The sequence below is a fragment of the Streptomyces hawaiiensis genome (assembly GCF_004803895.1).
Classification (GTDB): domain Bacteria; phylum Actinomycetota; class Actinomycetes; order Streptomycetales; family Streptomycetaceae; genus Streptomyces; species Streptomyces hawaiiensis.
The window spans coordinates 4,526,141-4,547,843 of the sequence record NZ_CP021978.1 but is presented as its reverse complement, the minus strand read 5'-3'; the positions used below and the strand labels follow the sequence as shown (position 1 = coordinate 4,547,843).

Annotated in this window: 22 protein-coding genes; 8 read left to right on the top strand and 14 right to left on the bottom strand. The window is 74.0% G+C overall.

Features of this window, described 5'->3' with window-relative positions; genetic code table 11:
- The gene (locus tag CEB94_RS20940; protein WP_175433682.1) at positions 1 to 363 is read right to left on the bottom strand and encodes a DUF952 domain-containing protein; all 363 of its coding nucleotides are present in this window, start codon (positions 361 to 363) and stop codon (positions 1 to 3) included.
- Positions 364 to 545: 182 nt separating this feature from the next.
- Positions 546 to 2,189 (bottom strand): penicillin-binding transpeptidase domain-containing protein, encoded by a 1,644-nt coding sequence (locus CEB94_RS20935; protein ID WP_175433681.1) that lies wholly within the window; start codon positions 2,187 to 2,189, stop codon positions 546 to 548.
- An 85-nt stretch (positions 2,190 to 2,274) separates the two neighbouring features.
- On the opposite strand from CEB94_RS20935, the gene CEB94_RS20930 reads away from it, so the two are divergent.
- The gene (locus CEB94_RS20930; RefSeq protein WP_175433680.1) at positions 2,275 to 3,258 is read left to right on the top strand and encodes a LysR family transcriptional regulator; all 984 of its coding nucleotides are present in this window, start codon (positions 2,275 to 2,277) and stop codon (positions 3,256 to 3,258) included.
- The gene (locus CEB94_RS20925) at positions 3,255 to 4,127 is read left to right on the top strand and encodes a serine hydrolase (RefSeq protein ID WP_175433679.1); all 873 of its coding nucleotides are present in this window, start codon (positions 3,255 to 3,257) and stop codon (positions 4,125 to 4,127) included. Before CEB94_RS20930 ends, CEB94_RS20925 begins: the two co-directional genes overlap by 4 nt.
- 22 nt (positions 4,128 to 4,149) lie before the next feature.
- Here the strand turns inward: CEB94_RS20925 and CEB94_RS20920 are convergent, their stop codons facing one another.
- Both CEB94_RS20920 and CEB94_RS20915 read right to left on the bottom strand, forming a co-directional pair.
- The gene (locus CEB94_RS20920; RefSeq protein ID WP_175433678.1) at positions 4,150 to 4,725 is read right to left on the bottom strand and encodes a tellurite resistance TerB family protein; all 576 of its coding nucleotides are present in this window, start codon (positions 4,723 to 4,725) and stop codon (positions 4,150 to 4,152) included.
- Between the two features lie 154 nt (positions 4,726 to 4,879).
- Positions 4,880 to 6,790 (bottom strand): glycine-rich domain-containing protein, encoded by a 1,911-nt coding sequence (locus CEB94_RS20915; RefSeq protein ID WP_175433677.1) that lies wholly within the window; start codon positions 6,788 to 6,790, stop codon positions 4,880 to 4,882.
- Between the two features lie 391 nt (positions 6,791 to 7,181).
- On the opposite strand from CEB94_RS20915, the gene CEB94_RS20910 reads away from it, so the two are divergent.
- Entirely contained in the window at positions 7,182 to 7,544 is a 363-nt protein-coding gene (locus tag CEB94_RS20910) for a DUF1304 domain-containing protein (RefSeq protein WP_175433676.1), read from the top strand.
- Between the two features lie 2 nt (positions 7,545 to 7,546).
- On the opposite strand, the gene CEB94_RS20905 is transcribed toward CEB94_RS20910, so the two are convergent.
- Together CEB94_RS20905 and CEB94_RS20900 are read right to left on the bottom strand one after the other, a co-directional pair.
- The gene (locus tag CEB94_RS20905) at positions 7,547 to 7,960 is read right to left on the bottom strand and encodes a DUF5994 family protein (protein ID WP_175433675.1); all 414 of its coding nucleotides are present in this window, start codon (positions 7,958 to 7,960) and stop codon (positions 7,547 to 7,549) included.
- Positions 7,961 to 8,158: 198 nt separating this feature from the next.
- Complete coding sequence (locus tag CEB94_RS20900; RefSeq protein WP_175433674.1) at positions 8,159 to 9,010, bottom strand: hypothetical protein; 852 nt, start codon at positions 9,008 to 9,010, stop codon at positions 8,159 to 8,161.
- A gap of 126 nt (positions 9,011 to 9,136) precedes the next feature.
- Here CEB94_RS20900 and CEB94_RS20895 point away from each other — a divergent pair, with 126 nt between their 5' ends.
- Entirely contained in the window at positions 9,137 to 9,511 is a 375-nt protein-coding gene (locus tag CEB94_RS20895) for a DUF6479 family protein (protein ID WP_175433673.1), read from the top strand.
- Positions 9,512 to 9,551: 40 nt separating this feature from the next.
- Positions 9,552 to 10,040 carry a hypothetical protein gene (locus CEB94_RS20890; protein WP_175433672.1) on the top strand — a complete coding sequence of 163 codons (489 nt, stop codon included), beginning with the start codon at positions 9,552 to 9,554 and terminating at the stop codon, positions 10,038 to 10,040.
- Here CEB94_RS20890 and CEB94_RS20885 read toward each other — a convergent pair.
- Both CEB94_RS20885 and CEB94_RS20880 read right to left on the bottom strand, forming a co-directional pair.
- The gene (locus CEB94_RS20885) at positions 10,034 to 10,762 is read right to left on the bottom strand and encodes a carboxypeptidase regulatory-like domain-containing protein (RefSeq protein WP_175433671.1); all 729 of its coding nucleotides are present in this window, start codon (positions 10,760 to 10,762) and stop codon (positions 10,034 to 10,036) included. The genes CEB94_RS20890 and CEB94_RS20885 overlap by 7 nt on opposite strands.
- A 299-nt stretch (positions 10,763 to 11,061) precedes the next feature.
- The gene (locus tag CEB94_RS20880) at positions 11,062 to 12,744 is read right to left on the bottom strand and encodes a glycoside hydrolase family 13 protein (RefSeq protein WP_175433670.1); all 1,683 of its coding nucleotides are present in this window, start codon (positions 12,742 to 12,744) and stop codon (positions 11,062 to 11,064) included.
- A gap of 295 nt (positions 12,745 to 13,039) precedes the next feature.
- Between CEB94_RS20880 and CEB94_RS20875 the strand changes: the two genes are divergently transcribed.
- On the top strand, positions 13,040 to 13,975 hold the full coding sequence (locus tag CEB94_RS20875) for an LAETG motif-containing sortase-dependent surface protein (protein WP_175433669.1): 936 nt from the start codon (positions 13,040 to 13,042) through the stop codon (positions 13,973 to 13,975).
- A gap of 80 nt (positions 13,976 to 14,055) precedes the next feature.
- On the opposite strand, the gene CEB94_RS20870 is transcribed toward CEB94_RS20875, so the two are convergent.
- Together CEB94_RS20870 and CEB94_RS42230 are read right to left on the bottom strand one after the other, a co-directional pair.
- Positions 14,056 to 15,030, bottom strand: a complete 975-nt coding sequence (locus CEB94_RS20870) for a nucleoside hydrolase (RefSeq protein ID WP_175433668.1) — start codon at positions 15,028 to 15,030, stop codon at positions 14,056 to 14,058.
- Between the two features lie 49 nt (positions 15,031 to 15,079).
- A complete protein-coding gene (locus CEB94_RS42230) occupies positions 15,080 to 15,559 on the bottom strand; it encodes a YceI family protein (protein ID WP_175433667.1) in 480 nt (159 codons plus the stop codon).
- A 72-nt stretch (positions 15,560 to 15,631) separates the two neighbouring features.
- On the opposite strand from CEB94_RS42230, the gene CEB94_RS20860 reads away from it, so the two are divergent.
- Complete coding sequence (locus tag CEB94_RS20860) at positions 15,632 to 16,177, top strand: pyridoxamine 5'-phosphate oxidase family protein (protein WP_175433666.1); 546 nt, start codon at positions 15,632 to 15,634, stop codon at positions 16,175 to 16,177.
- A 437-nt stretch (positions 16,178 to 16,614) separates the two neighbouring features.
- Positions 16,615 to 17,406: a hypothetical protein gene (locus CEB94_RS20855; RefSeq protein WP_175433665.1), complete on the top strand. Its 792-nt coding sequence runs from the start codon at positions 16,615 to 16,617 to the stop codon at positions 17,404 to 17,406.
- 30 nt (positions 17,407 to 17,436) lie between these two features.
- Here CEB94_RS20855 and CEB94_RS20850 read toward each other — a convergent pair whose 3' ends face one another.
- The 4 genes from CEB94_RS20850 to CEB94_RS20835 form a co-directional block, all read right to left on the bottom strand.
- Complete coding sequence (locus CEB94_RS20850; protein ID WP_175433664.1) at positions 17,437 to 18,228, bottom strand: GAF and ANTAR domain-containing protein; 792 nt, start codon at positions 18,226 to 18,228, stop codon at positions 17,437 to 17,439.
- A 309-nt stretch (positions 18,229 to 18,537) separates the two neighbouring features.
- Positions 18,538 to 19,269: a TIGR03943 family putative permease subunit gene (locus CEB94_RS20845; RefSeq protein ID WP_175437094.1), complete on the bottom strand. Its 732-nt coding sequence runs from the start codon at positions 19,267 to 19,269 to the stop codon at positions 18,538 to 18,540.
- On the bottom strand, positions 19,266 to 20,273 hold the full coding sequence (locus CEB94_RS20840) for a permease (RefSeq protein ID WP_175433663.1): 1,008 nt from the start codon (positions 20,271 to 20,273) through the stop codon (positions 19,266 to 19,268). Before CEB94_RS20840 ends, CEB94_RS20845 begins: the two co-directional genes overlap by 4 nt.
- Before the next feature lie 70 nt (positions 20,274 to 20,343).
- Positions 20,344 to 21,687: a helix-turn-helix domain-containing protein gene (locus CEB94_RS20835; RefSeq protein WP_175433662.1), complete on the bottom strand. Its 1,344-nt coding sequence runs from the start codon at positions 21,685 to 21,687 to the stop codon at positions 20,344 to 20,346.
- Positions 21,688 to 21,703 lie beyond the last annotated feature (16 nt).

Here is a 21,703-nt window from a genome sequence, read left to right as displayed (position 1 = left end):
TCATCCTGTCGTACGCAGTTCCGAGGCCCGGCCCCCCTCGTCGAACCGCACCTCCAGGACGTGGTCGACGGCGTCCCGGTCGAGGGGGCCGAACACGTGCGGGAACAGGGTGTCCCCGGCGACCCCGGGCGGCGGGGCGGGGGCCGCCGCCTCCCACTCCACCCTGGCGGAGAGCCGCGCCTCGTCGAGGGCGAGCACCAGGAGGGGTCCGGGGGCGTCCCGGTAGAAGGCGTTGACGACGGCCAGCGTGGTCGCCTCGTCCGGGGAGCAGTGCACGAAGCCCTCCTCGGCGAGGGAGGCGGGCGCGTACGCCTGGCCGGTGGCGGTGGTCCAGACGGCGCGCGGTACGACGTGATAGATCATCACCCCGTTATAGAGCCGCCGGGAGCCCCGGGAGCCGCAGGGCGGCGATGGTCCGCCGGGTCGCCTCGGCGATCAGGGCGTGGAGCCCGCCCTATGACCGCCGACCGGGCTGCTGAAGCCCGCCCCTTGACCGCACCGAACAACTCCGCGTGCTCCCCGCGCGGGCATGCGGAGTGCCGCCGTCAGGCGGAGTCGTCCGGGACGGCGGACAGCAGGCTGTGGACGATCGGTCCGGCGGAGCCGCCGCCGGTGACGCCCTCCTCGACCACACAGGCCACGGCGACGTTGCCGCGGTGGGCGACGAGCCAGCCGTTGTTGTCCTGGTCGTCGGAGACCTCGGCGGTACCGGTCTTCGCGCCGATCTCTCCGGGCAGATCCGCGAGGATCTTCGCGGTGCCGTCGGTGACGGTGGCGCGCAGCATCGAGCGCAGCTGGGTCACGACATTCCGCGGCAGCGGGGTCGAGCGGGTTGTGTCCTCGTTGCCGGCGGTGAGCGAGGGCTGGTGGAAGGTGCCGGACACGGCCGTCGCGGTCACGGACGCCATGATCAGCGGATTGGCCTGCACCCGGCCCTGCCCGATCATCGAGGCGGCCTTCTCGGTCTCGTCCTTGGGCACCGGCACCGACCCGTCGTACGTGGGCGCCCCGACGTGCCACTCCTGGCCCACGCCGAAGTACGTGCGGGCGACCTCCCCCAGCTTCCCGTCGTCGAGCCGGTCGCGCAGGCTGATGAACGCCGTATTGCAGGACTCGGTGAAGTCCTTGCGGAAGGTGGCCCCCGGGTGCTCGGAGAGCTCCACGTTCTGGAACTTCTTCCCCACCGTGAGGTATTTGGGGCAGTCCACCACGTCGTCCGGAGCGACGGCGTCCTCGATCAGCAGGGCACTGCTGGTGACGATCTTCCACGTGGAGCCGGGGGCGTAGGTGCCGGAGAGCGCCCGGTTGAAGCCGGTGGCTGGGGAGTTCGCCACAGCCAGGACCTCACCGTCGTCGATGCGCAGGGCGACCAGCGCGGCGTTCCTGCCGTCGGCGTGGGAGGCGAGGGCCTTCTCGGCGGCTGCCTGCCACTCGGCGTCGAGGGTCGTGGGGACGGGGCCCTTGTCCGCCCGGGTCGTCTTCGCGCCGAAGGCCGCCTCCGTACGCTCCACCTCGCCGGTGACCCGGTCGACCAGGCGGATCGCGCCGCGTGCTCCGGAGTCCGCGCCGCCGCCTCCGCCGAGCCGGCTCATCAGAGGTGCGAGAGAGGGGAACGCGTCACCGGAGAGTCTCTCGCCGTCCCGGTCGGCGACCTCGGGCGGCTTCGTCTCCTCCCGTTCGAGACGGAACTTCTCGGTGTCGCTCAGGCGCGGGTGGACGAGGGACAGCGTCCAGTCCACCTTCCAGCTGCCGTCGCCCTGCTCGCGCAGCGGCAGCTTCGACGCGTAGGTCCAGGTCCCCAGACCGGTGACGGGCATCCGCGCGGTGAACGGGACGGCGACCGTGCCGTCCTCGCTCTCGGCCGCGGGCTTCGCCGTGAGCTCGGGCTCGTCGATGTCGAGTCCGGCGGTGAAACTGGCCAGCACCCGCTGTGCCGTACCGGGGCTGGTCGTACGGGCCGCCGCGCTCTCCATACGGCCGGCGGCCCAGTCGGCGAGGAACGCGCGGGCCTGCTTCCCGGCCGCGGGGTCGGGCCCGGAGTCCCGCTCGAAGGGACCAAGACCGGCCGCGTACGCCCCGCCCGCGACGGCGGCCAGCACCACCGCCCCGGCGATGACGGCCCGCGTGGTCTTCCGGCGCGGTCCGGGACCGCCGGTGGTGAGGCCGGAGTAGTCGGCATGAGAGTCCATACGCCGAGGACAGCAGCGGCCCGGGCACTCTGTCCAAGACCCGTATCGATGTCGGATCAATATGCAGCCGATATGATTGCTGCTCGTGGACCTGGTACGGCACCTGGAGTGCTTTGTGGCTGTTGCAGAAGAGTCACACTTCGGCCGCGCCGCGACCCGCCTGGGCATGGCCCAGCCTCCGCTCTCGCAGCGCATCCAGCGCCTGGAGAAACATCTGGGCGTCCGGCTCTTCGAACGGACGAGCCGGCAGGTGACCATCACCGAGGCCGGGGCGCTGCTGCTGGCCGAGGCGCGGGAGGTGCTCGCCCGCTCCGAGGCGCTCATGGCCACCGCGCGCCGCATCCGCGACGGCGAGACCGGCCTGCTGCGGGCCGCACTGCCGCCGGACGTCTCCGGCGAGACCGTCGCCGCACTGCTCGCGCACTTCTCCGGCGCCGCTGCCACGGGCCTGGAACTGGAGCTGCACGAGCTGCCCACCGCCCAGCAACTGGAGCGGTTCGCCACGCACGACCTGGACGTCGGGCTCATCCACCACCCCTGCGACGTCTCCGGTCTCGAGCTGGGCCCGGTGCTGCGGCGGGAGCTGGGCGTCCTGCTGCCCCGCGACGCGACGGCGGCCGGGCTCGACGAGGTGCCGCTCGCCTCCCTCACCGGCTACGACCTGATCCTCTTCCCCCGCGCCGGCGCCCCGGCCGTCTACGACGACCTCCTGACCACCTGCGCCCGCAACGGCTACACCCCACCGGCCGTGCGCCACGCCCAGGGCATCAGCTTCGTACGCGGGCTGGTGCTGTCGGCGGAGGCGGTGGCGTTCAGCCCGCGTGACACGCATGCCCATGGGGAGGGGGACCAGCGGCAGAGTCCCGCCTCCGGCGTCGTCTGGCGTCCCCTCACCGGCGCCCCGCTCGCCCTGCGGCACTCCGTCGCCTGGCCCGGTGGGCGGGGAGACGCCGCCGTCGCAGCGTTCGCCGAGGCCGCCACGCGGGCCCTGCGCGACGCCGCCGGGGCGAGCCCCGACCTGCCCGCTCGTCCGCTGCACCTGCGCCCGGCCTCGGAGTACTGGCTGTGACCGACGCTCTCGCCCGTATTCACGCGGCCTTCGCCGACGCCGGGGTCACCGGCCGGCTGCACGCCCTCGACATCGACTCCGGTGCGCAGCTCGACGCCGGTGCGGACCAGCCGGTCTGCACCGCCAGCGTCCACAAGCTGTGTCTGCTCGTCACGCTCCACGAGCAGGCCGCCGCCGGGATCCTGGACCTCACCGAGCAGGTCGAGTGCCCTCCGCAGAGCCGCACCACCGGCCCGACGGGCCTCGCGGCGATGCTCGACGGCGCCCGGCTGTCCCTGCGCGACCTCGCCTACCTGATGATGTCGGTCAGCGACAACGCGGCCGCCGATCTGCTGCTGGAGCGCGTGGGCCTCGACGCCGTCAACCGCACCACGGCCCGGCTCGGCCTCGGGCACACCCTGGCCGTGCATACCTTCGGCGAACTTCTCGCCACCATCAAGGAGGACGCCGGGCCGGGCGGCGCCCGGTCCCTGGCCGACCCGCTCGTCGTCACCCGGCTGCGCGCCCTCGACCCGGCCCGCAGCAACCGCAGCACCCCGCGCGACATGACCCGGCTGCTCGCCGCCGTCTGGCGCGACGAGGCGTGCACGCCCGGGCACGGGGCGGCCATCCGCCGCATCCTCGGCCTGCAGGTGTGGCCGCACCGGCTGGCCTCCGGCTTCCCCTTCGACGACGTCCATGTCGCGGGGAAGACGGGCAGCCTGCCGACCGTGCGCAACGAGGTCGGCGTCGTCGAATACCCCGACGGGGGCCGCTACGCCGTCGCCGTCTTCACCCGCACGGCCCGCACCTCGGCGCTCCTGCCCGCCGCCGACGCCGTCATCGGCACGGCGGCCCGGCTGGCTGTGGACGCCCTGCGCGCTCCCTGAGCGGCGGGGTCCGGCTCGCTGATCAGAGCTGGAACTCGGCGGGAGACACCCCCAAAGACGCGCAGGCCTCGCGCAGGACCGTCGCCTCGGCCTGGGAGAAGTGGCCGTCGGCACCCGCGATGACCATGCCCGTCTGGATCACGGCCCTGGCCTCGGTGGGCTTCTTGGCGGCCTTGGCGATCTCCTGCATCGCCTCCGCCTTGCCGAGCTGGAAGTTGGCGATCAGCTGGTCCACATGCTTGTTGAAACGCGTGCGCAGTTGCTCCGGCGGGAAGTTCTGCAGCACGTCGTTGCTGAGGATCATCGACTCGACCTGCTGGCGCTCGGCCGGGTCCACCTGCCCGTCGGCCGCCGCGACCAGGGCGCACATCGCCATGCTCGCGTCCCGGTACGCACCGCTCTTCAACTCGTTCTTCAGCGACCCGAGCTGCGTCTTCAGCAGACCGACCAGCTGGGCCTTGCCGCCACCGCCGGACCTCGTCCCGCCGCTGTGCCCACCGGCCGCGGCGCCGCTGTGCCCGCCGGTCGCCGCACCCCGCCCGCCCTGACCCTGCTGGAGAGCCTTGGCCTGGTCCTTGAGCCGGTCCCACACTGCCATTGAGGTCACCTCGGTACTAGTCGGCATCACCTGGCGCACCCGCTCACGCGCGCACACCCACCCAACGCCCGACCCCCGGGCAAAGGTTCCGCAAAACGAAACGGAGACTGCCCGCCCCCGGAAGCCGGGTGCGGGCAGTCTCCGTGACGCGGTGTCAGGCGTTGTCGCGTGAGCGGAGCTTCATGCGCGGGGCGAAGCGGAACGCGGCGAAGCCCACTGCGGCCAGGGCAGCGGCCGCCGCGAGGACGAGGCCCATGCCGCCCGCGCCGGTGGAGGCGAGACTGCCGCCGCCGAGCTCGGTCGACGTGCCGCCCGTGGTCGACGTGCCGCCCGTGGTCGAGGTGCCGGCGGTGCCGGTGGCCGACGGGCTGGGCTCCGCGGCGGGGCTCGGGTCGGTCGTGGGGCTCGGGGACGGCGAGCCGGACTCGTCGCCGGGGCCGGGCTCCTCCGAGCCGTCACCGGGGACGACCTCGACCGCGAACTGGGTCATGGCGTCACCGACCGACGCGGCCACGGTGTACGTGCCCGTGCCCTCACCGGCGGTCAGGGCCGGGGCCGTCGCCTCGCCGGAGTCGTCGGTCTTCACGCGGACGACCCGGTCCTCGCCCTCGAAGCGGGGAGCGCCCTTTGCCGTGTCCTCTACGCGGAACTCCACCTCGGTGCCGGCCGGCGCGGTCTTGCCCGACTTGACCACCCGGGCGAGCAGCGCGTCGGCGAAGTCCTGCCCCTGCTCGGCCTTCTGCTTGTCGCCGCCGGCGGCGCTCACGACGTACGGGGACTCCTTGACCCGCACGGTGAAGGCCGTCGACGCGCCCAGCGTCTGGGCCCGGACGGTGAACGAGCCCTCCTTGCTGCCGCTCAGGTTGATCCACGGGGTCTGCGCACGGCCCTGCGCGTCGGTCGCCACCACGGTCTCGTCGTCGTCCGGCCCGCCGGTGAGGTAGAAGAGCGGCTTCAGACCGTCCGGGTCCTCGATCGTGTACGTCACCGAGGCGTCCGCGACCGGCTTGCCGTCCTTGCCCCGGGCCACCACGGCCAGCGGCTTGACGTCGTGGCCCGGCTGGGTCGTCACGTCGGTGCCGGAGACCTGGGCCAGCCGGTCCACCGGGAGGCCCCGCCACTGCAGGACGATCCGGCCGGGGCCGCCGGGCGCGTTGACGCCGCCCTCGGCCACACCGGAGTCGATCGGGTTGTCGGAGCCGGCCCAGAACGGGTCGGTCTTCTCCGGTGCCTTGTAGCCGCTGCCGACGACGAACCGGGCGTCGTCCACCCGGGCCGGCTCGGCGTAGCTGGAGCCGCCGCCACCGCTGCCGGTGGTGGGGTCGTTGCCGGTGGACGAGCCGGTCTCGGCGCCCGTGCCGCCGCCACCGCCCGCGTAACCCGCACCGCCGCCGCCACCGGCGTAGCGGCCCGCGCCGCCGGCGCCACCGGCACCGCCCTTGGCGTGGTCGGCACCCGCGGCGCCGTTGCCGGTGCCCGCGCCGCCCTTCGCACCGGTGGCGCCCTTGCCGCCCCGGCCCGCCTCGGAGGCGTCCTGGCCCGACTCACCGCCGGCGGCGCCCGCCTGGCCGTGGGCCATGTCGCCGCCACCGCCGCCACCGCCGCCGGCGATGACCAGCGCCGAGCCGGTACTCGTGCGGATGCCGCTGCTGTTGCCGCCGCGCTCGGCGCCCTTGCCGCCGAGGGCGTCACCGGCGTTCAGTCCCGCGACGGCGAGTCTCAGCGCCTCGCCCGGGCTGACCTTCAGGGTGCCGGCGACGAAGCCGCCCGCACCGCCGCTCGTCATGGAGTTGCCGGCGCCGCCCTCCCCCCAGGCCCGTACGTCCAGGCTCGTCACCCCGGCCGGCACGTCGAACCCCTGCTTCGCCTCCGAGGGGACGAACAGACGGCAGCCGGAGAAGCCCTCCGTCGGTGTGCACGCCTTCCCGGCGAGCGCCGCACTGCCGGCGGCCGTCGCGGCCGGGGCACCCGTGAGGGCGGTGCCGGCGGTCAGCGCCACGAAGGTCAGGGCCGCGGCGCCGCGCCGGAATCTGGCGCGGCGCGGCACGGCGGAATCGTCATGCATCAAGGAAACTCCCCAACTTGTCACAAGCTCCCCCCCAGGGAGCCATGAACTGCTCGATCAGAATCGAACACGACTAGTGGGACAGCTGATCAAACCTGAGGCACTTGGTCAACCGAGAACGGTTGATTCCGGACCCGGGGGCATCGGGGCCCTTCCCACTCCCGGGACAGCACACCCAGGGGGTCTCCGGCTCGTGGCGGAGGCGGGAAGGCCGGGCCCGGCTCCCGAGCGGCACACGCGGGGACGCGACGGCCGGACCCGGCCTTCCTCTGGCCGCAATCTGCCACCCCCCGGACCCGGCCGCCTCCCGGGCGGGCCCGAACGGGGACGGGCGGGGACGGGCAAAGGAGGCCGACCAGGACGGGCCGGGCGGGCCTGTGATCATGAGCGCATGTCGACCCTCGCCACCATCGCGATACTGGCCCTCGCCGCGCTCCACGCCTACATCCTGGTGCTGGAGATGTTCCTGTGGACCACGCCGCGGGCCCGGGCCGCCTTCGGCACCAGCGCCGAGTTCGCCGAAGGGACCAAGGCCCTCGCGGCCAACCAGGGTCTCTACAACGGCTTCCTCGCGGCCGGCCTGGTGTGGGGCGCAGTGGCGTCCGAGCCGGTGGGCTTCCAGGTCTCGGTGTTCTTCCTGGTGTGCGTGGCCGTCGCGGGGCTCTACGGAGCCGCCACCGCCAGCCGGAAGATCCTCTTCGTCCAGACGGTCCCGGCGCTGGCCGCCCTGGCCCTGGTGCTGCTCGCGCGCTGAGTTCAGACGCCCTGCGTCACGGCCCGTTCCATGATCCGGCCGGCCTCCGCCTCGTCGGTGGCGGGCGGCACCACCAGCAGGTCCCAGCGGCCCCGGCCGGGGGCGAGCAGGCAGACGGTGTGCGGGGCGGTCGGCGAGTCCGTGCGCCCCACGTGCACCTCCTGGCCCGCGACGACCAGCCGCTCCGGGAAGGCCGGCCAGGTGTCCCCGTTGACCAGGACGCTGCTGATCCGGCCCCAGCCGGCCGGCAGCCCGCCGAGCAGCCCGGGCAGTTCGGTGGCCAGGTCGTACGAGCGGGGCCACCACGCCCCGTCGATCCGGCGGGCCGTGCGGCCCTGGCGCGGCTGGTCCGCGATGCGTAGCCGGACCTCGGAGGGCGCGGGGACGGACGGCGGGGGCGAAGAGGCGGAGGTCATCGAGGGACTCCTGCTGCGGTGGGGGTGCGTGGCCAGGAGGTGGCGAAGCCGCGAGCCCGGTCGGGAAGGTCCTGGGAGTTGCGTGGAGCACCGAGGGCGAGACCGGTTCGGCCACCGGTTGCGGCATACCCCCGGTCCATCCACCGTACCCCGCGGGGCGGCACGGGGGGCCGGGTCGCCCGTACCGCCCGTGGTCGGTCACAAGCCGTAGCGGCTCTTCACATGGCGCCAGAAGTCGCGCAGCATCCACGTGTCGAACTCGGTGATCCGCGTGGCGCTGCCCGCCTTCATCAGGAAGCAGCACTGGCCGGTCGGCGACCAGTCGTAGAAGTCGTCGAGGCCGAAGGTGTGGCCGACCTCGTGCAGGTAGATGTGGATGTTCTCCTGGTTCAGGGCGCCGGTGAAGTACTCCTGGCCCATGCGCTGGCCCCAGTCACCGCCCGCGCCACCCTGGAAGCCCTTGGTCAGCCACAGCGACTGGTCGTAGTGGCGGGCGGCGCCGCCCGGGCACTTGGAGTAGTTGCCGTCCTGGTGGAAGAAGCGCCCGCAGTCCGGGGCACACTGCGGGGCGCCGCCGCTGTCCAGGACGCCGCTGTAGATGTCGACGGAGTTGTCGGTCCACTGGAGGGTGGAGCGGTTCTTCACGGCCCAGCCGACGATGTTGACGGGGACGGTGGTGTACGGCCAGGCGTTGTGGCCCTTGCCGTTGACCACCATCGCGGACATCCACGTGCCGAACTGCTTCTTCAGTGCCGCGTGGATCCGGTCGCGCAGTGCGGCGCTGACCGGGGCGTCGGACTCCCAGCGTACGCAGTAGTTGACGCTGCCCCGGTTGGCCATGACCTGGTCCCAGCCGTAGTTCCGGAAGCCGTACAGGTTCCCGTAGGTCGACTCGACGTGGTTCCACACCTCGTTCAGGGGCTGGGCGAGGTGGGCGGGCGGGTTCCAGTCGTCGGCGGCCTGCGCCCTGCCGGACGCCAAGCCGGGCGTGGCGAACGCGGCCGCCAGCACGGCCAGCACGGTGAGCAGCCGCGCCAGGTGTCTGCGCATGGTGATCTCCTCGTGTGGGGGGAGGGATGTCACCGTGAGGTCGTCACCGGCGCGGCGGAGGTTGCCCGGCACTTGCCATGGGGCATTCCGGGCGCTTTATCGCATTCCGTCGGCGATACTTGGGGCATGAATACGGCAACGTATGCAGAACTGGCGGCGTCGTCAGATCACGCGGTCGCCGTGACGATCGCCTTCGTCGGCGGGCTGATCGTGGCCATCGCGCTGATCTGGGCCGTGCGGGTCGGGATGCGGGTCATGGACCAGGACACCCATCACCCGGCCCCGGAGGAGCAGCCGCACATGCCGGACACCGGTCCGGTCCGCGAGATGCGGGAGATGCGGGAGCCCGACGACGTGCCGGTCGTGGCGCGCGACGGACAGCGGCTCATGCCCCATGAGCTCCACCGTGCGAGCACCAGGACCGGGAAGGACCAGAAACCGCGCCGCTGGTCGCCCGGATCCAGCGGATCCTTCGGCGGCGGCGGACTCGGACGCACGTGAGGCCGTAGGCCCGACAGCCGGGGAACCCCAGGGAGGCGACATGGCTGCCCGCCACCGGACGCGCTGGGCGACGGGAGGGGCGGCCCTGGCGCTGGCCCTGTCCGCCGCGCTCGCGGGCTGCGGCGGTGACGACAGCCCCGCGGACGCCGCGAGCAAGGCGCAGTCCGCGGTGGGGTCGATCGCCTCGGAGGCCGGCGAGGCGGTGGAGTCCGCCTCGGCCGAGGCCCGGCAGCGGCTCGACGACATCCAGGACGGCGCCGATGTCAAGGACGACGTGACGGCCGGCCCGCCCGTCACCGGGTCCGACGGCCGGGTCCGCACGGAGCTCACCGCCCACAACACCGACGACTCGTCCCGGTCCTTCGCCATCCAGGTCGACTTCCGGGACGCCGGGGGACAGCTGGTCGACACGGTCATCGTCACGGTGGACCACGTACAGGCCGGCCACTCCGCCACGGCCACCGCCCGCAGCACCCACGACCTGTCCGGTGAGGTCCGGGCCGAGGTGGCCCGGGCGGTCCGCTACTGACCCTCGTCGTCCTGAGCCACCGAGATGTCGATCTGCTCGCTCGTGGCGCTCACCCCGTTCAGGGTGGCGACGGCCTGGAGCCGGTTCGCGCCCGCCGGGAAACCCGGGCCCGGGGTACAGGTCCAGGTGCCGTCGGGGGTGGTGGTGGTCGCGCAGGCCTCCTGGTCGTCCTTGTCCCGGACGGTGACCTGGGCGCCCGGGTGGGCGGTGCCGGAGATCTCCGGCCGGGCTGCCAGAGGTACGCCGGACAGCGGGCGGGTGAGGGTCGGCCCGGCCAGACCCACGGTCACGGCACACCGGCCGACGGCCCGCGGCACGCCCCGGGCGTCGGTGACCCGCAGGGAGCAGTCCCGCAGCCGGGTGCCCGGCACGGCGTGCGCGGGTACGGCCACGACGAAGGGGAACACACGGTCCCGCCCGGCCGGACCGCCGGTGACGGTGTACGTCGCGCTGCGACCGTCGGCGGCGACCGAGCCGCGGTAGCCGGACGCGTCGAGCGGCGTGCCGGTCACCCGCGTGCCCCGGGGCGCGGTCAGCGTCAGCGTCGCGCCCTCGGCGACCTCCTGGACGCCCGCGACCTCGACGATGCCCTCCCGCCCGGGTGCGATGGTCGCGGCTCCCCACAGCCCGCCGTCCCGGGCCGCAGCGGGCGCGCCGGGCAGGGCTAGCACCCCCACCGCGACGGCCCCCGCCACGGCTGCTGTCCTGCTGTACCTGTTCATCGCGGGCGGCGCTCCCTGTCCGGACACGGCCTCTAGAAAACACTCCGCCGACGATCCTCCCGGTCACCCCTTCCCAGGGCACACGCAACTGGGCCACGCGAGTGGACCCGCGCCCCAAAGGGGCGCGGGGAACTGCGCGACCAGCCACAACGACGCCGCACACACACGACACCCCAGCACAGCCGGGCCACCCCCCAAAGGGGCGCGGGGAACTGCGCGACCAGCCACAACGGCGCCGCAGACGCACAGACGCCCCGGCACGGCACGGACGCCCCGGCACGGCACTCCCCGCGGAGCGCTCAGCGTCCGAGCCACACCGTCGTGTCCGGCCCGAGCCTGCCGTCCTCCAGAGGCGCGCTGCTCAGCAGAACCTCACCGGCCGGCAGCTCGACCGCCACGTCGGACAGGTTCGCGACGCAGCGCCAGCCCTCGCAGCGGTCGAACCGGAGCACCCCGTCCGGGGCGTCCGCCGCCCACGTCAGCTCCTCGCCGTCGAGGAGTTTGCGGCGCAGCCGCAGGGCCGTGCGGTACAGCTCCAGGGTTGAGCCCTCGACCCCGTCCTGGGCCTCGACGGCGTAGGCAGCGAAGCCGGGCGGCTGCGGCAGCCAGGCACCGCCGGGCCCGAAGCCGTACGACGGTCCGGCCGTCGTCCACGGCAGCGGCACCCGGCAGCCGTCGCGACCCTTGCGGACGTGGCCCGTCTGCTCCCAGATCGGGTCCTGGAGCACCTCGGTGGGCAGGTCGGCGACCTCGGGCAGGCCGAGTTCCTCACCCTGGTAGACGTACGCCGAGCCGGGCAGCGCCAGCATCAGCAGGGTGGCCGCCCTGGCCCGGCGCAGCCCGGCCGCCTCGTCGACGGCCGGGGCGTGGCCGCCGGAGAGCAGCCAGGCGTTGAGGTCGGTGTCCGGCGGCAGCATCAGGCGGGAGGCGTGGCGGATCACGTCGTGGTTGGACAGCACCCAGGTGGCCGAGGCGCCCGCCGCCCGGGCGGTGGCGAGCGAGTCGGTGATGACCTGCCGCAGCTCCCGCGCGTCCCAGCCGGCCTCCAGGTACTCGAAGTTGAAGGCCTGGCCGAGCTCGTCCGGGCGGGCGTACAGCGCACGCCGGGCGCCGGGCACCCAGGCCTCGGCGACGGCCATGCGGGGCGGGCGGTAGGCGTCGAGGATCTTGCGCCAGTCGCGGTAGATCTCGTGCACGTCGTCACGGTCGTAGAAGGGGTGCGTGCCGGGCGGCATCGCGGTGAGTGCCTCCTCGCGGCTCAGCTCGGGCCGGCCGAGGTCGCGCAGGGGTTCGCTCAGGTCCTTGACGAGGGCGTGGGCGACGTCGATGCGGAAGCCGTCGACCCCGCGGTCGGACCAGAAGCGCAGGGTGGTGCGGTAGTCGGCGCGGACCTCCTGGTTCTCCCAGTTGAGGTCGGGCTGCTCGGGGGCGAACAGGTGCAGGTACCACTGGCCGTCGGGCACCCGCTTCCAGGCGCTGCCGCCGAAGACGGACTGCCAGTCGGTGGGCGGGAGTTCGCCGTGCTCGCCGCGACCGTCGCGGAAGACGTAGCGGTCGCGGGCCGCCGAGCCGGGCCCCGCGTACAGGGCCTCCTGGAACCACGCGTGCCGGTGTGAGGAGTGGTTGGGCACGATGTCGACGATGACCTTGAGACCCAGGCGGTGGGCCTCGGCGACCAGGGCGTCGAAGTCGTCGAGGGTGCCCAGGCGCGGGTCGACGCCCCGGGGGTCGGCGACGTCGTAGCCGCCGTCGGCGAGCTCGGACGGGTAGAAGGGGCTCAGCCACAGGGCGTCCACGCCCAGGGCGGCGAGGTGGGTGAGGCGGCGGGTGATGCCTCGCAGATCGCCGAGTCCGTCGCCGTCGGCGTCGGCGAAGCTGCGGGGGTAGATCTGGTAGACGACGGCCTGGCGCCACCAGTCGGGGTCCCGGGACGACAGGTCCAGGGTCGAGCGATCGGTCACGCGGTCTCCTTCGCAGGGCATACGGGCGACAGCATTGAATCTGTCCAGAATGCCGGGAAAAGGAACCATCGCGCTGATCGGAGTGATCCATTCCTGCTGTGATGAAAGTGTGATGACAGCGCAACTTCCTTTGCATTACCGCAGGTTGACAGCGTGCTGCGGCGCCGCCACGATGGGGCTCACTGAGGCGCATGTGACCAATGGGCCCAGTGTTTCTCAGACCACTCACCCCCCGGTGCGGCCCCGGCAGCCGTGCGCCGCGCGCTGCCCGCATGCCGTCACCCGGGTTCTGCACACGCCAAGAAATGGGATACGCATGTCCATAGCGAGACGTGTCACCGCGCGCCGCCTGCTGGGGACGGGCGCCGCGGCCCTCGCCCTCTGCGCCGCCTCCGCCACCACCGCGTTCGCCACCGGTACGCCCGGCGGCGACGGCTGGTCGTCCGGCGGCAGCTACAAGCCCGGCACGGGTGCGGGCACGGAGACCGGGACCGATCGCTGCCAGTTCTCGCTCGACGGCACGAACTTCTACGACTCGGTCAAGGTCGACGACCAGAACCTGAAGCCGACCGAGGACGGCAAGGTCCACGTCAAGGTCCGCACCGCCGGTGACGCGGCCACCTGCACCGCCTCCCTCGCCTCCTACCTCGCCCACGGCGCGACGTTCGCGACCTCCGGCGAGCAGGTGTTCGTCGACTTCGACACCGTGACGGTCAAGCCGGGCGCCACCGACTCGCTCGACATCGCCATCCCGGACAAGGACTGCTTCGGGCAGATCGACCTGTACCGGGGCGCGGTCAAGTTCGACGGCGAGCTCGACGCGAAGGACGGCTTCGAGCACGGCGAGCTGCCCAAGGGCCCGGACCGCCCGGTCATCAAGGACAAGCTGATCGCGGCCTGGAACGGCGGCACGAAGAACTGCACGACCCCGCCGCCGGCGGAGGAGGAACCGCCCGTCTCCACGCCGCCCGCGACCCCGTCCGAGCCGGCCGAGGAGACCACGCCCCCGGCGTCCCCGTCCGAGCCGGCCGAGCCCTCGACGCCGCCGTCCTCCGACACGGACACGCCCACCCCGAGCGCCTCCGAGTCGACGCCCGTCGCCCCCAAGCCGAACGGCGGTGGCGGCGACCTCGCCGAGACGGGCGCCAACAGCAGCACCGGCCCGATCGCCTTCGGCGCCGCCGCCCTGCTGGCGGGCGGCGCGGCCCTCGTCGTCGCGACCCGCCGTCGCGCGGCCAAGCGCAACGCGTAGTCCGCGAGAACCCGCAGACGCCCGAGGTGCTGCCGTCCGGCGGCGACGGCACCTCGGGCGTTCTCATGCCTCGGCGACGATCACCCCTCGACCGTCGCCAGGTACAGCTTCACGTAGCGCTCCACGTCCACGTCCAGAGCCACATCGACCAGCGGCTGTTCGCGCGTGCCCTCGTGGAGTTCCGACTCGCCGGGCCGGGGGCGGCGGTCCACGATCGTCATGCCGCGCGTGGGTCCCGGCGCGAGGGAGACGTCCACCGGGAGACGGTGGGTCGTCAGGCCCTGCGGGTCGACGACCGCGCACACCGCACCCGCGTCGCCGAGACCGCCGGCCGTCTCGGAGGGGTCGTCGGGGCGGCTGTCCGGATGGGCCGGACGGTGGGCGAGCAGTTCCCCGGCCAGCCGCGCCCCCGGCTCGTCGCTCGCGCGCAGCCTGCGCACCTCCGCCGCGGGGACCACGACCCGCGTGAACACGTCCAGCCCGTACATCGTGATCGGCACCCCGGCGGTGAGCAGGATCGCGGCCGCCTCCGGGTCGTGCCAGACGTTGAACTCCGCGACGGGCGTGGCGTTCCCGACGGCCGCCGCGCCGCCCATGAAGACGATCCGCTCGATGTTGCGGACCACCTCCGGATGCGTGCGCAAAAGCAGCGCGATGTTGGTGAGGGGGGCCGTGGGGATGAGGGTGACCGGGCGCGGGGAGGCGAGGATCTCGCGCCGCAGCAGCGTCACCGCGTCGACGTCGGCAGGCTCGCGCGCCGGTTCCGGCAGGCCCAGGTCCGCCATGCCGTCGTGTCCGTGCACGTGCCGCGCCGAGCGGGGCGCCTCGATCAGCGGCCGCTCGGCGCCCCGGGCGACGGGGATGTGCGGGGCGCCCGCCTGCTCCAGCACGGTCAGGGTGTTGCGGACGACACCGTCCACGTCCGTGTTCCCGGCCACGCAGGTGATCGCCCGCACGTCGAGCGCCGGGTGCCGTACGGCGAACAGCAGGGCGAGGGCGTCGTCGACGCCGGTGTCACAGTCGATGATCACCGGGGTGCGCTGACCGTCCGTCACGGCGAGGACTCCTTCCAGAGGCACAGCGGGAAGCTCCGCAGCAGCGACCCTACGGCCTGGGCGGCGGCCCGCTGCGGGCTCCTGCCCGCGTCAGGACCGGCGTATCGCCGTGACGTCGAACTCCAGCGTCACCTTCCGGCCGACCACGCCGCGGACCCCACTGGACATCCCAGTCCTCGCGGTCGAGGGCCGTCCAGCCCCTGAAGGCGGCCCGGAAGGTGCTCTGAGGGCCGTGGCCGGCGTCGGTCAGTTCGACGTCCACGGTGACCTGCCTCGTCACGCCGCGCACGGTCAGATCGCCGGTGACCTCGAAGCCGTCCGCGCCGGTCTGCCGCACACGGGTCGAAGTGAAGATGAGGAGCGGGTGGGCGTCCGCGGCCAGGAAGACGCCGCTGCGCAGCTGGGCGTCGCGTCTGGCGTTGCGGGTCTGGCGACATCGCGGGCGACCGGATCCAGCACGTCCGGGCCGTGCTCGACCCCGACAAGCTCCGGCCCTGGACGGCCCGCTGACCGGCGCCGCCCACCACACGAACGGACGCGGCGATGATTCCGGCCCCGGCGGCCGGTCGTTACGGGGAGGAGACGACGAAGGAGTCCCGCCATGCCCGCACAGCGACCGACGACCGAGCTCGACGCCCGCTACAGCTCCGCGCTCACCCCCCGCCCGGGCGCCCCGGAGGTGACGGCCACCGAATGGGCCGACGCCGAGCGGCGGTTGGAGGCCGCCGAGATCTTCTGGGTGTCCACGGTGCGGCCCGACGGCCGGTTGCACGTCACGCCCTGCATCGCCGCCTGGCACGACGGGGTGCTGTACTTCTCCACCGGCCGCGGGGAACAGAAGGCGAAGAACCTCGCGCACGACGCGCACTGCGCGCTGACCACCGGGGCGAACTCCCTCACCGACGGGTTCGACGTCGTGGTCGAGGGCACCGCCGAGCCGGTCGGCGACCGTGCGCTGCTGGAGGAGGTGATCACGGCGTTCGAGACGAAGTACGGGCCGCACATCACCTCCCCCGAGGGCACCTTCCACGGCCTCGGGGACGAGTTCCGCAGCGGCGACGCGGTGGTGCTCGCGGTGGCCCCGGACACGGCGTACGGCTTCGGCCGGGACAACGGGGTCTACAGCCACACCCGGTGGACGTTCTGACCCCGTCCCGACCTCGCGGTGATCCCGTCGGCGGTCCGTCGGTGATCCCGTCAGTGATCCCGTCGGCGGTCCGTCGGCGGTCCGTCATGACTCCTCGCGGTCGGGAGGCGAGCACCACGCGACGAAGCCCCGGGGCACTCGCCCCGGGGCTTCGGACATCTGGGTCAGCTGTCAGCGCGCCGGGACACTCTCCGGCGTCGTCGTGGCGGACGGGTACGACTGGGCGCGCTGCATGGGCGGGACCGTAACAGGGGGGCCGGGGGCGGGGCGACGGATTTTCCGGCAGGTGGCGGCGGGTGTCCCGGTCCGCTCACCCGGACGGCCCGTATCGCTGGTGGGCGGACGGTCGCGGTGGTGCCGTAAGAGCACTTACCCGATCTTGGAGAGCCGCCCCGCCCCGCAGGCGCCTCCATGAGCCCCCCGCAGGAGGCACCCCGATGACCCGCCCCCCGGCCACCCGTGCCCTCCTCGCCTCCGCCCTGTCCGTGACCGCCCTGCTGGCCACGGCCGGCTGTTCCGTCCAGGACGAGCCGCGGCCGCGGTGGTTCTCCGCCTCCGCGTCCGCCTCCGCCTCCGGCGCGTCACCCGCCGTCGAGCAGCCCGCCGGTTCCGGCGCCGCCCTCACCGAGGCGCAGGCCCGGGCGGCGCTGGTCACCGAGGCCGACCTGGGGGAGCCGTGGGGTCCGACCCGGGGCGCGCGGACCTGGCGGGACGGCCTGCTCAAGGCGAGCACGGAGGACCGGGAGTGCCAGCGGCTGCTGGACGCCCTCTACACGGAGGAGCCCTTCGGCGCCCCGAAGGGCCCGCAGGCGACGTCCGCGCTCGACGACGGCGACACCGACGCCCAGTTGCGCTACCGGGTCGCCGCCCATCCCCCGGCGGACGTGGACCGCACGCTGGACTGGATGAGGTCGCTGCCCGGCAGGTGCGGCCAGTTCACGGCCGCGACCACCCGCGGCGGCATCCAGGGCGTGGAGGTCCGCGACCTGCCGCTGCCGCCGGTGGGGGACGCCCGGCAGGCCCTGCGGGTCACGCTGGCCGGCGAGACGGAGGAGGGGGAGCTGACGTACCTCACCATGGACCTCGCCGCCGTCCGCGCCGGCGAGGAGACGATCACCCTCACCAACGCCGGCCTCGACGAGGTGTACGCGGAGGTCACCCAGCAGGCCGTGGAACTCGGGGCGCGGCGCCTGTCCGAGATCAGGAAGCAGGGCAGGGCACAGATCTGACGCCCGCCCCGGCCCGGGAGTCGGGACCGGTCAGTACCGGTCGAAACGTGTGCGGTGGGCGGTCACGTCCCGTGCCACGTCCAGGGCCGTGCGCCCGCGGGCGAAGGCGTCCGCCCGCAGCCGCGCCAGCGCGTCGTCCGCGCCCACGCCGAGCTGCGCCATGATCATGCCGACGGCCTGGTAGACCTCGTCGTGGTCGGTGGCGAGCCCGCTCAGCCAGTCCTCCCCGTCCTGCGTCTCCGGCTCGTCCCCGTGCGGCAGTGCCATCAGGGCCACGGTCATCACACCGGCCACGATCCGGGCCACGTGCAGCTGGCGGTCGGTGAGCTCGCCCGGGCGGTCGCGGTACAGGTCGAGCGTGCCCACGCACACGGTGCCGCTGCCCAGCGGCACCGCGTACACCGCCCGTACCCCGGCCTCCGTCGCCTGCTGGGCGAAGACCGGCCAGCGTCCCGCGTCCCGGCCCCTGGTCAGGTCGCAGGCGAGCACCGGCGCGCCGTCCTCCAGCGCGCTCTGGCAGGGGCCGTCGCCCAGCGTCGCCTGGATGTGCGCCAGGCGCGCGGCCTGCGCGCTGCTCGCACTCAGTTGTACGGGCATGCCCTCGCTGCGCAGCGACACGCTCGCGCCGATCACCGGCAGCAGTTCCACCGCCACCTCGCACAGCCGCCCCGGCACCTCTCCGGGCTCGGCGCCCCGCACCCCCCTGGCGATCACGTCTGCGGCCCGGGCTCCGTCCGGGTCCGGGCCACCGCCCCCGGTGCGGCCGGGGCCCCGGTCGCCACCGGGGGCGCCTCGGGGATCGTCCCTGGGCCGCACGACCACCGCCTCCTTCGATCACCGCGGCTTGCGCCCTTGCCGTGTCCGGGGCGGGCCGTGGGTGGGGGCAGAACGTCCAGCCGTCTGCGGCCGCCACCACGGGGAGGGCGTCGGCGGACCGGCCGTGCGGTGACCGGCGCACCGGTTGCCACCACCCGCCGGGCCGCCGGGGCGCGTCCATCCGCGGACCACCGGTACGGCCACCCGCCGGGCCTGCCCGCCCGGATCCTCCGGACCCTCCCGGAATGGTGCCCCGACTACCCGTTGCCGGGGCGGCAAAACCCCTGGCGGGACCGTCGCCGTGGGGTTTCGGCCTCAGCGCTTCTCGTACGGGTTGTCCGGCTGCGGCACCCGCCGTACGGAGGTGGCGTCGATGACGGGTGGCCAGGCGGCGTCCGAGCCCGGCTCCCCCTCGGGCTGCCAGGTGCCGGTGACCGTCACCCATGTGTCGACGGGCGGAGCCTGCGCACCGCGTACCTCGGCCTTGGCGGCCGATGCGTCGGCGGCGCAGCAGGAGACGAGGAGCCGGGTGACGTACCAGGTGCCGTCGCCGCCACGGGTGACGAAGCCGGTGAGCCGGAGCGTTCGGCCCTTCAGGGAGCGGCCGCTGTCGTAGACCGCCCGGGAGCCGAACTCTCCGAGGGTGAGGTCGAGCGGGTTCCCGGACGGCAGGGCCGGGAAGGTGCCGACGCCCTGGGTGGCACGCCGGGCCGCCTCGCGCTCCGCGCTGTAGGAGCCGAGGGCGGGCGGCGGGAACAGGAGGAGGGCGAGGGCGGGGAGCGTGAGGAACCAGGCGACCCGGGGGCCGGCGGGGCCGTGGCTGTGCCCTCCGTGGTCGCCGTCGTCCCCGTGTTCGTGCTCGTCCCGCACCCCTGCCGTCACCCCCGCCACCGCCACAGCCAGCAGCACCAGCGTCACGCCGGACACCACCAGGTACGGCCGCAGTCCCGCCTGTACGTAGCGCAGATACAGCTCGCTGAAGAGCGACACCCGCAGGATCGCCGCGCCCACGAGCGCGAGCAGCACGGCCGGTCCGTAGCGCCTCACAGCAGCCACCACCCCACCAGGACGCTGCTCGTCACGGCCACCACCCACGTCGCCGCCGAGAACCGCACCGCGAAGGCCCTGCCGAACGTGCCCGTCTGCAACGCGATCAGCTTCAGGTCGACCATCGGCCCGACCACCATGAACGCCAGTCGCGCGGTCGGGGAGAAGCCGCTCAGCGACGCCGCCACGAACGCGTCGGCCTCACTGCACACGCACAGCACGACCGCCAGCACGGCGAGCAGCAGCACCGACAGCCAGGGCGACCCGGTGAACACCTCCAGCAGCGACCGCGGCACGACGATGGCGAACGTCGCCGCGGCCGCCGCCCCGAGGACGAGGAACCCGCCCGCGTGCAGGAAGTCGTGCTGAAGCCCGAGGACGAAGGCGCGCGGACCGCGACCCGTCGTCCGCCCGTCGCTCCGTTTCGGCAGCCGCAGCCACTCCTCCCGCCCGAACCGCGCCCACAGCCAGCCCATCACCACGGCCGTGCCGAGCGAGGCGAGCAGCCGGCCGAGGACCATCTCCGGCTGCCCCGGGAAGGCGATCGAGGTCGCCACCAGGACGACCGGGTTGATCGCGGGCGCCGACAGCAGGAAGGCGAGCGCGGCCGCCGGCGCGACACCCCGCCGCATCAGACTCCCGGCCACCGGCACGGACGCGCACTCGCAGCCGGGCAGCACGACCCCCGCCGCCCCCGCGACCGGCACGGCGAGCACCGTACGGCGGGGCAGCACCCGCTGGAACACCCGCTCGGGCACGAACGCCCCGATCGCCGCCGACACGACCGTCCCCAGCAGCAGGAACGGCACGCCCTGGACGGTGATCGCGGTGAACACCGTCCACCAGGCCGCGACCGGCGGGGTGTAGAGGTCGAGCGCCAGCATCGGCCCGAGCACCGACGCCACCGTCGCGATCGCGAGCAGCGCGGCGCCGCCCAGGACGACGTACACCAGGGCCCGCAGGCCCAGTCGTATGCCGTCGGCCACTGTCCGTTGGTTCTCCACGCGCCCGCCCCGGTCGTTCACTTCCCGGGAGGGAGGCTAACCCGCACGGCTGTGCGAGGGCCCTGTCATCTCACAGAGGAGGCTGCGCGGGCGCGGGCCCGAGGGTGGTGGTGCCGGGGGCCGTACGGTGCCCGAGGCCCGTCCGGTAGGCGTCCAGGGCCGCCTCCACCCGCCCCGTCCGCCGCAGCAGGTCCCCGAGCAGCCGGCACAGGTCGGCCAGGTCACCGGCGGCACCGGCCCGCTCCAGCAGGCTCAGGGCGCGGACGTAGTGCTCCTCGGCGTTCTCAGTGCGGCGGGCGTCCTCGGCGATGATGCCGAGCAGCCGGTGCGCGGCGGCGGCGTGGACGGCGCCGCGCTCGGGGGACAGCTGCCCGAGGACGTCGTGCAGCAGGGCCGCCGCCTCGTCGGACCTGCCGCGCCGGTGCAGCACGTCGGCCAGCTCGACGGCGACCTGGCTGCTGTAGAGGGCGGCGCGCTTGGCCGACAGCATGCCGAGGGCCTCGCGCAGCTCCTCCTCGGCGCGTTCCAGCTGTCCGTCCTGGGCGTAGACGTAGCCGCGCATCCAGTGGCAGTTGGCGAGTTCGGTGCGGATCTGCAGGCCCCGGTACAGCTCGGCGGCCTTGGCCAGGGAGGCGTCGGCCTCGGCGAGACGGCCCTCGGCGACCAGGGTGCGGGCGACGGACCGGTGCATGCGGGCGACCAGGGCGGGGTCGCCGGACTGCGGGGCGAGGGCCAGGGCGAACTCGGCGGCCTGGGCGGCGCGGGCGTGCGCGCCCATGTCCATGTACGGGCCGATGGCGCTGGCGTAGAGCAGCAGCAGGGCGTCGGGGTCGTGCAGGCCGCCGCGGTTGAGTTCGTCGAGGGCGGTCTCCAGCAGGTAGACGGCGTACCGGAGCTCACCGGCGAGGTAGTGCGCCACGGCCCGGCCGCGCAGGGCCGGGACCCGGGCGGGCAGCGGCGCGCCGGCCAGACACTCCTCGGCCCGCTCGAAGTACTGCCGGCCCGCCACGAGCTCGCCCGTCTCCAGGGCGCACTCGCCGAGCCCGAGCAGGGCGGCGGACCGCTCGGGGGCCAGGCCGTGCGTCTCGGCCTCGGCGAGCAGCTCGGCGTACTGCCCGGCCGCCGCCTCCGTCTCGCCGACGGCGAGGGTCCGCTGCGCCTCGGTCAGCCGCAGCCGCAGCTCGGTCACGAGCCGGGCGGAGTGCCCGCTGGCCAGCTCGTCGAAGGCGACACCGAGCCGGTCCGCGAGATGCCGCAGGGCGTCGTCGGAGGGCCGCACCCGGCCCGACTCCAGCGTGGAGATGTAGGCGGGGGTGTACACGGGCTCCGCCAACTGCCGCTGCGTCAGTCCCCGTTCGACACGCAACCGCTGCACCCGGCGGCCGATGACCCCCGGATCGTCACGCTCCCCCACGCCAACTCCCCCTGTG

What these genes read in the sequence shown, in the direction of transcription:
- CEB94_RS20940 (WP_175433682.1), bottom strand. Translation starts at nt 363, where the DNA reads ATGATCTATCACGTCGTACCGCGCGCCGTCTGGACCACCGCCACCGGC.
- CEB94_RS20935 (WP_175433681.1), bottom strand. Translation starts at nt 2,189, where the DNA reads ATGGACTCTCATGCCGACTACTCCGGCCTCACCACCGGCGGTCCCGGA.
- CEB94_RS20920 (WP_175433678.1), bottom strand. Translation starts at nt 4,725, where the DNA reads ATGGCAGTGTGGGACCGGCTCAAGGACCAGGCCAAGGCTCTCCAGCAG.
- CEB94_RS20915 (WP_175433677.1), bottom strand. Translation starts at nt 6,790, where the DNA reads ATGCATGACGATTCCGCCGTGCCGCGCCGCGCCAGATTCCGGCGCGGC.
- CEB94_RS20910 (WP_175433676.1), top strand. Translation starts at nt 7,182, where the DNA reads ATGTCGACCCTCGCCACCATCGCGATACTGGCCCTCGCCGCGCTCCAC.
- CEB94_RS20905 (WP_175433675.1), bottom strand. Translation starts at nt 7,960, where the DNA reads ATGACCTCCGCCTCTTCGCCCCCGCCGTCCGTCCCCGCGCCCTCCGAG.
- CEB94_RS20900 (WP_175433674.1), bottom strand. Translation starts at nt 9,010, where the DNA reads ATGCGCAGACACCTGGCGCGGCTGCTCACCGTGCTGGCCGTGCTGGCG.
- CEB94_RS20895 (WP_175433673.1), top strand. Translation starts at nt 9,137, where the DNA reads ATGAATACGGCAACGTATGCAGAACTGGCGGCGTCGTCAGATCACGCG.
- CEB94_RS20890 (WP_175433672.1), top strand. Translation starts at nt 9,552, where the DNA reads ATGGCTGCCCGCCACCGGACGCGCTGGGCGACGGGAGGGGCGGCCCTG.
- CEB94_RS20885 (WP_175433671.1), bottom strand. Translation starts at nt 10,762, where the DNA reads ATGAACAGGTACAGCAGGACAGCAGCCGTGGCGGGGGCCGTCGCGGTG.
- CEB94_RS20880 (WP_175433670.1), bottom strand. Translation starts at nt 12,744, where the DNA reads ATGCCCTGCGAAGGAGACCGCGTGACCGATCGCTCGACCCTGGACCTG.
- CEB94_RS20875 (WP_175433669.1), top strand. Translation starts at nt 13,040, where the DNA reads ATGTCCATAGCGAGACGTGTCACCGCGCGCCGCCTGCTGGGGACGGGC.
- CEB94_RS20860 (WP_175433666.1), top strand. Translation starts at nt 15,632, where the DNA reads ATGCCCGCACAGCGACCGACGACCGAGCTCGACGCCCGCTACAGCTCC.
- CEB94_RS20855 (WP_175433665.1), top strand. Translation starts at nt 16,615, where the DNA reads ATGACCCGCCCCCCGGCCACCCGTGCCCTCCTCGCCTCCGCCCTGTCC.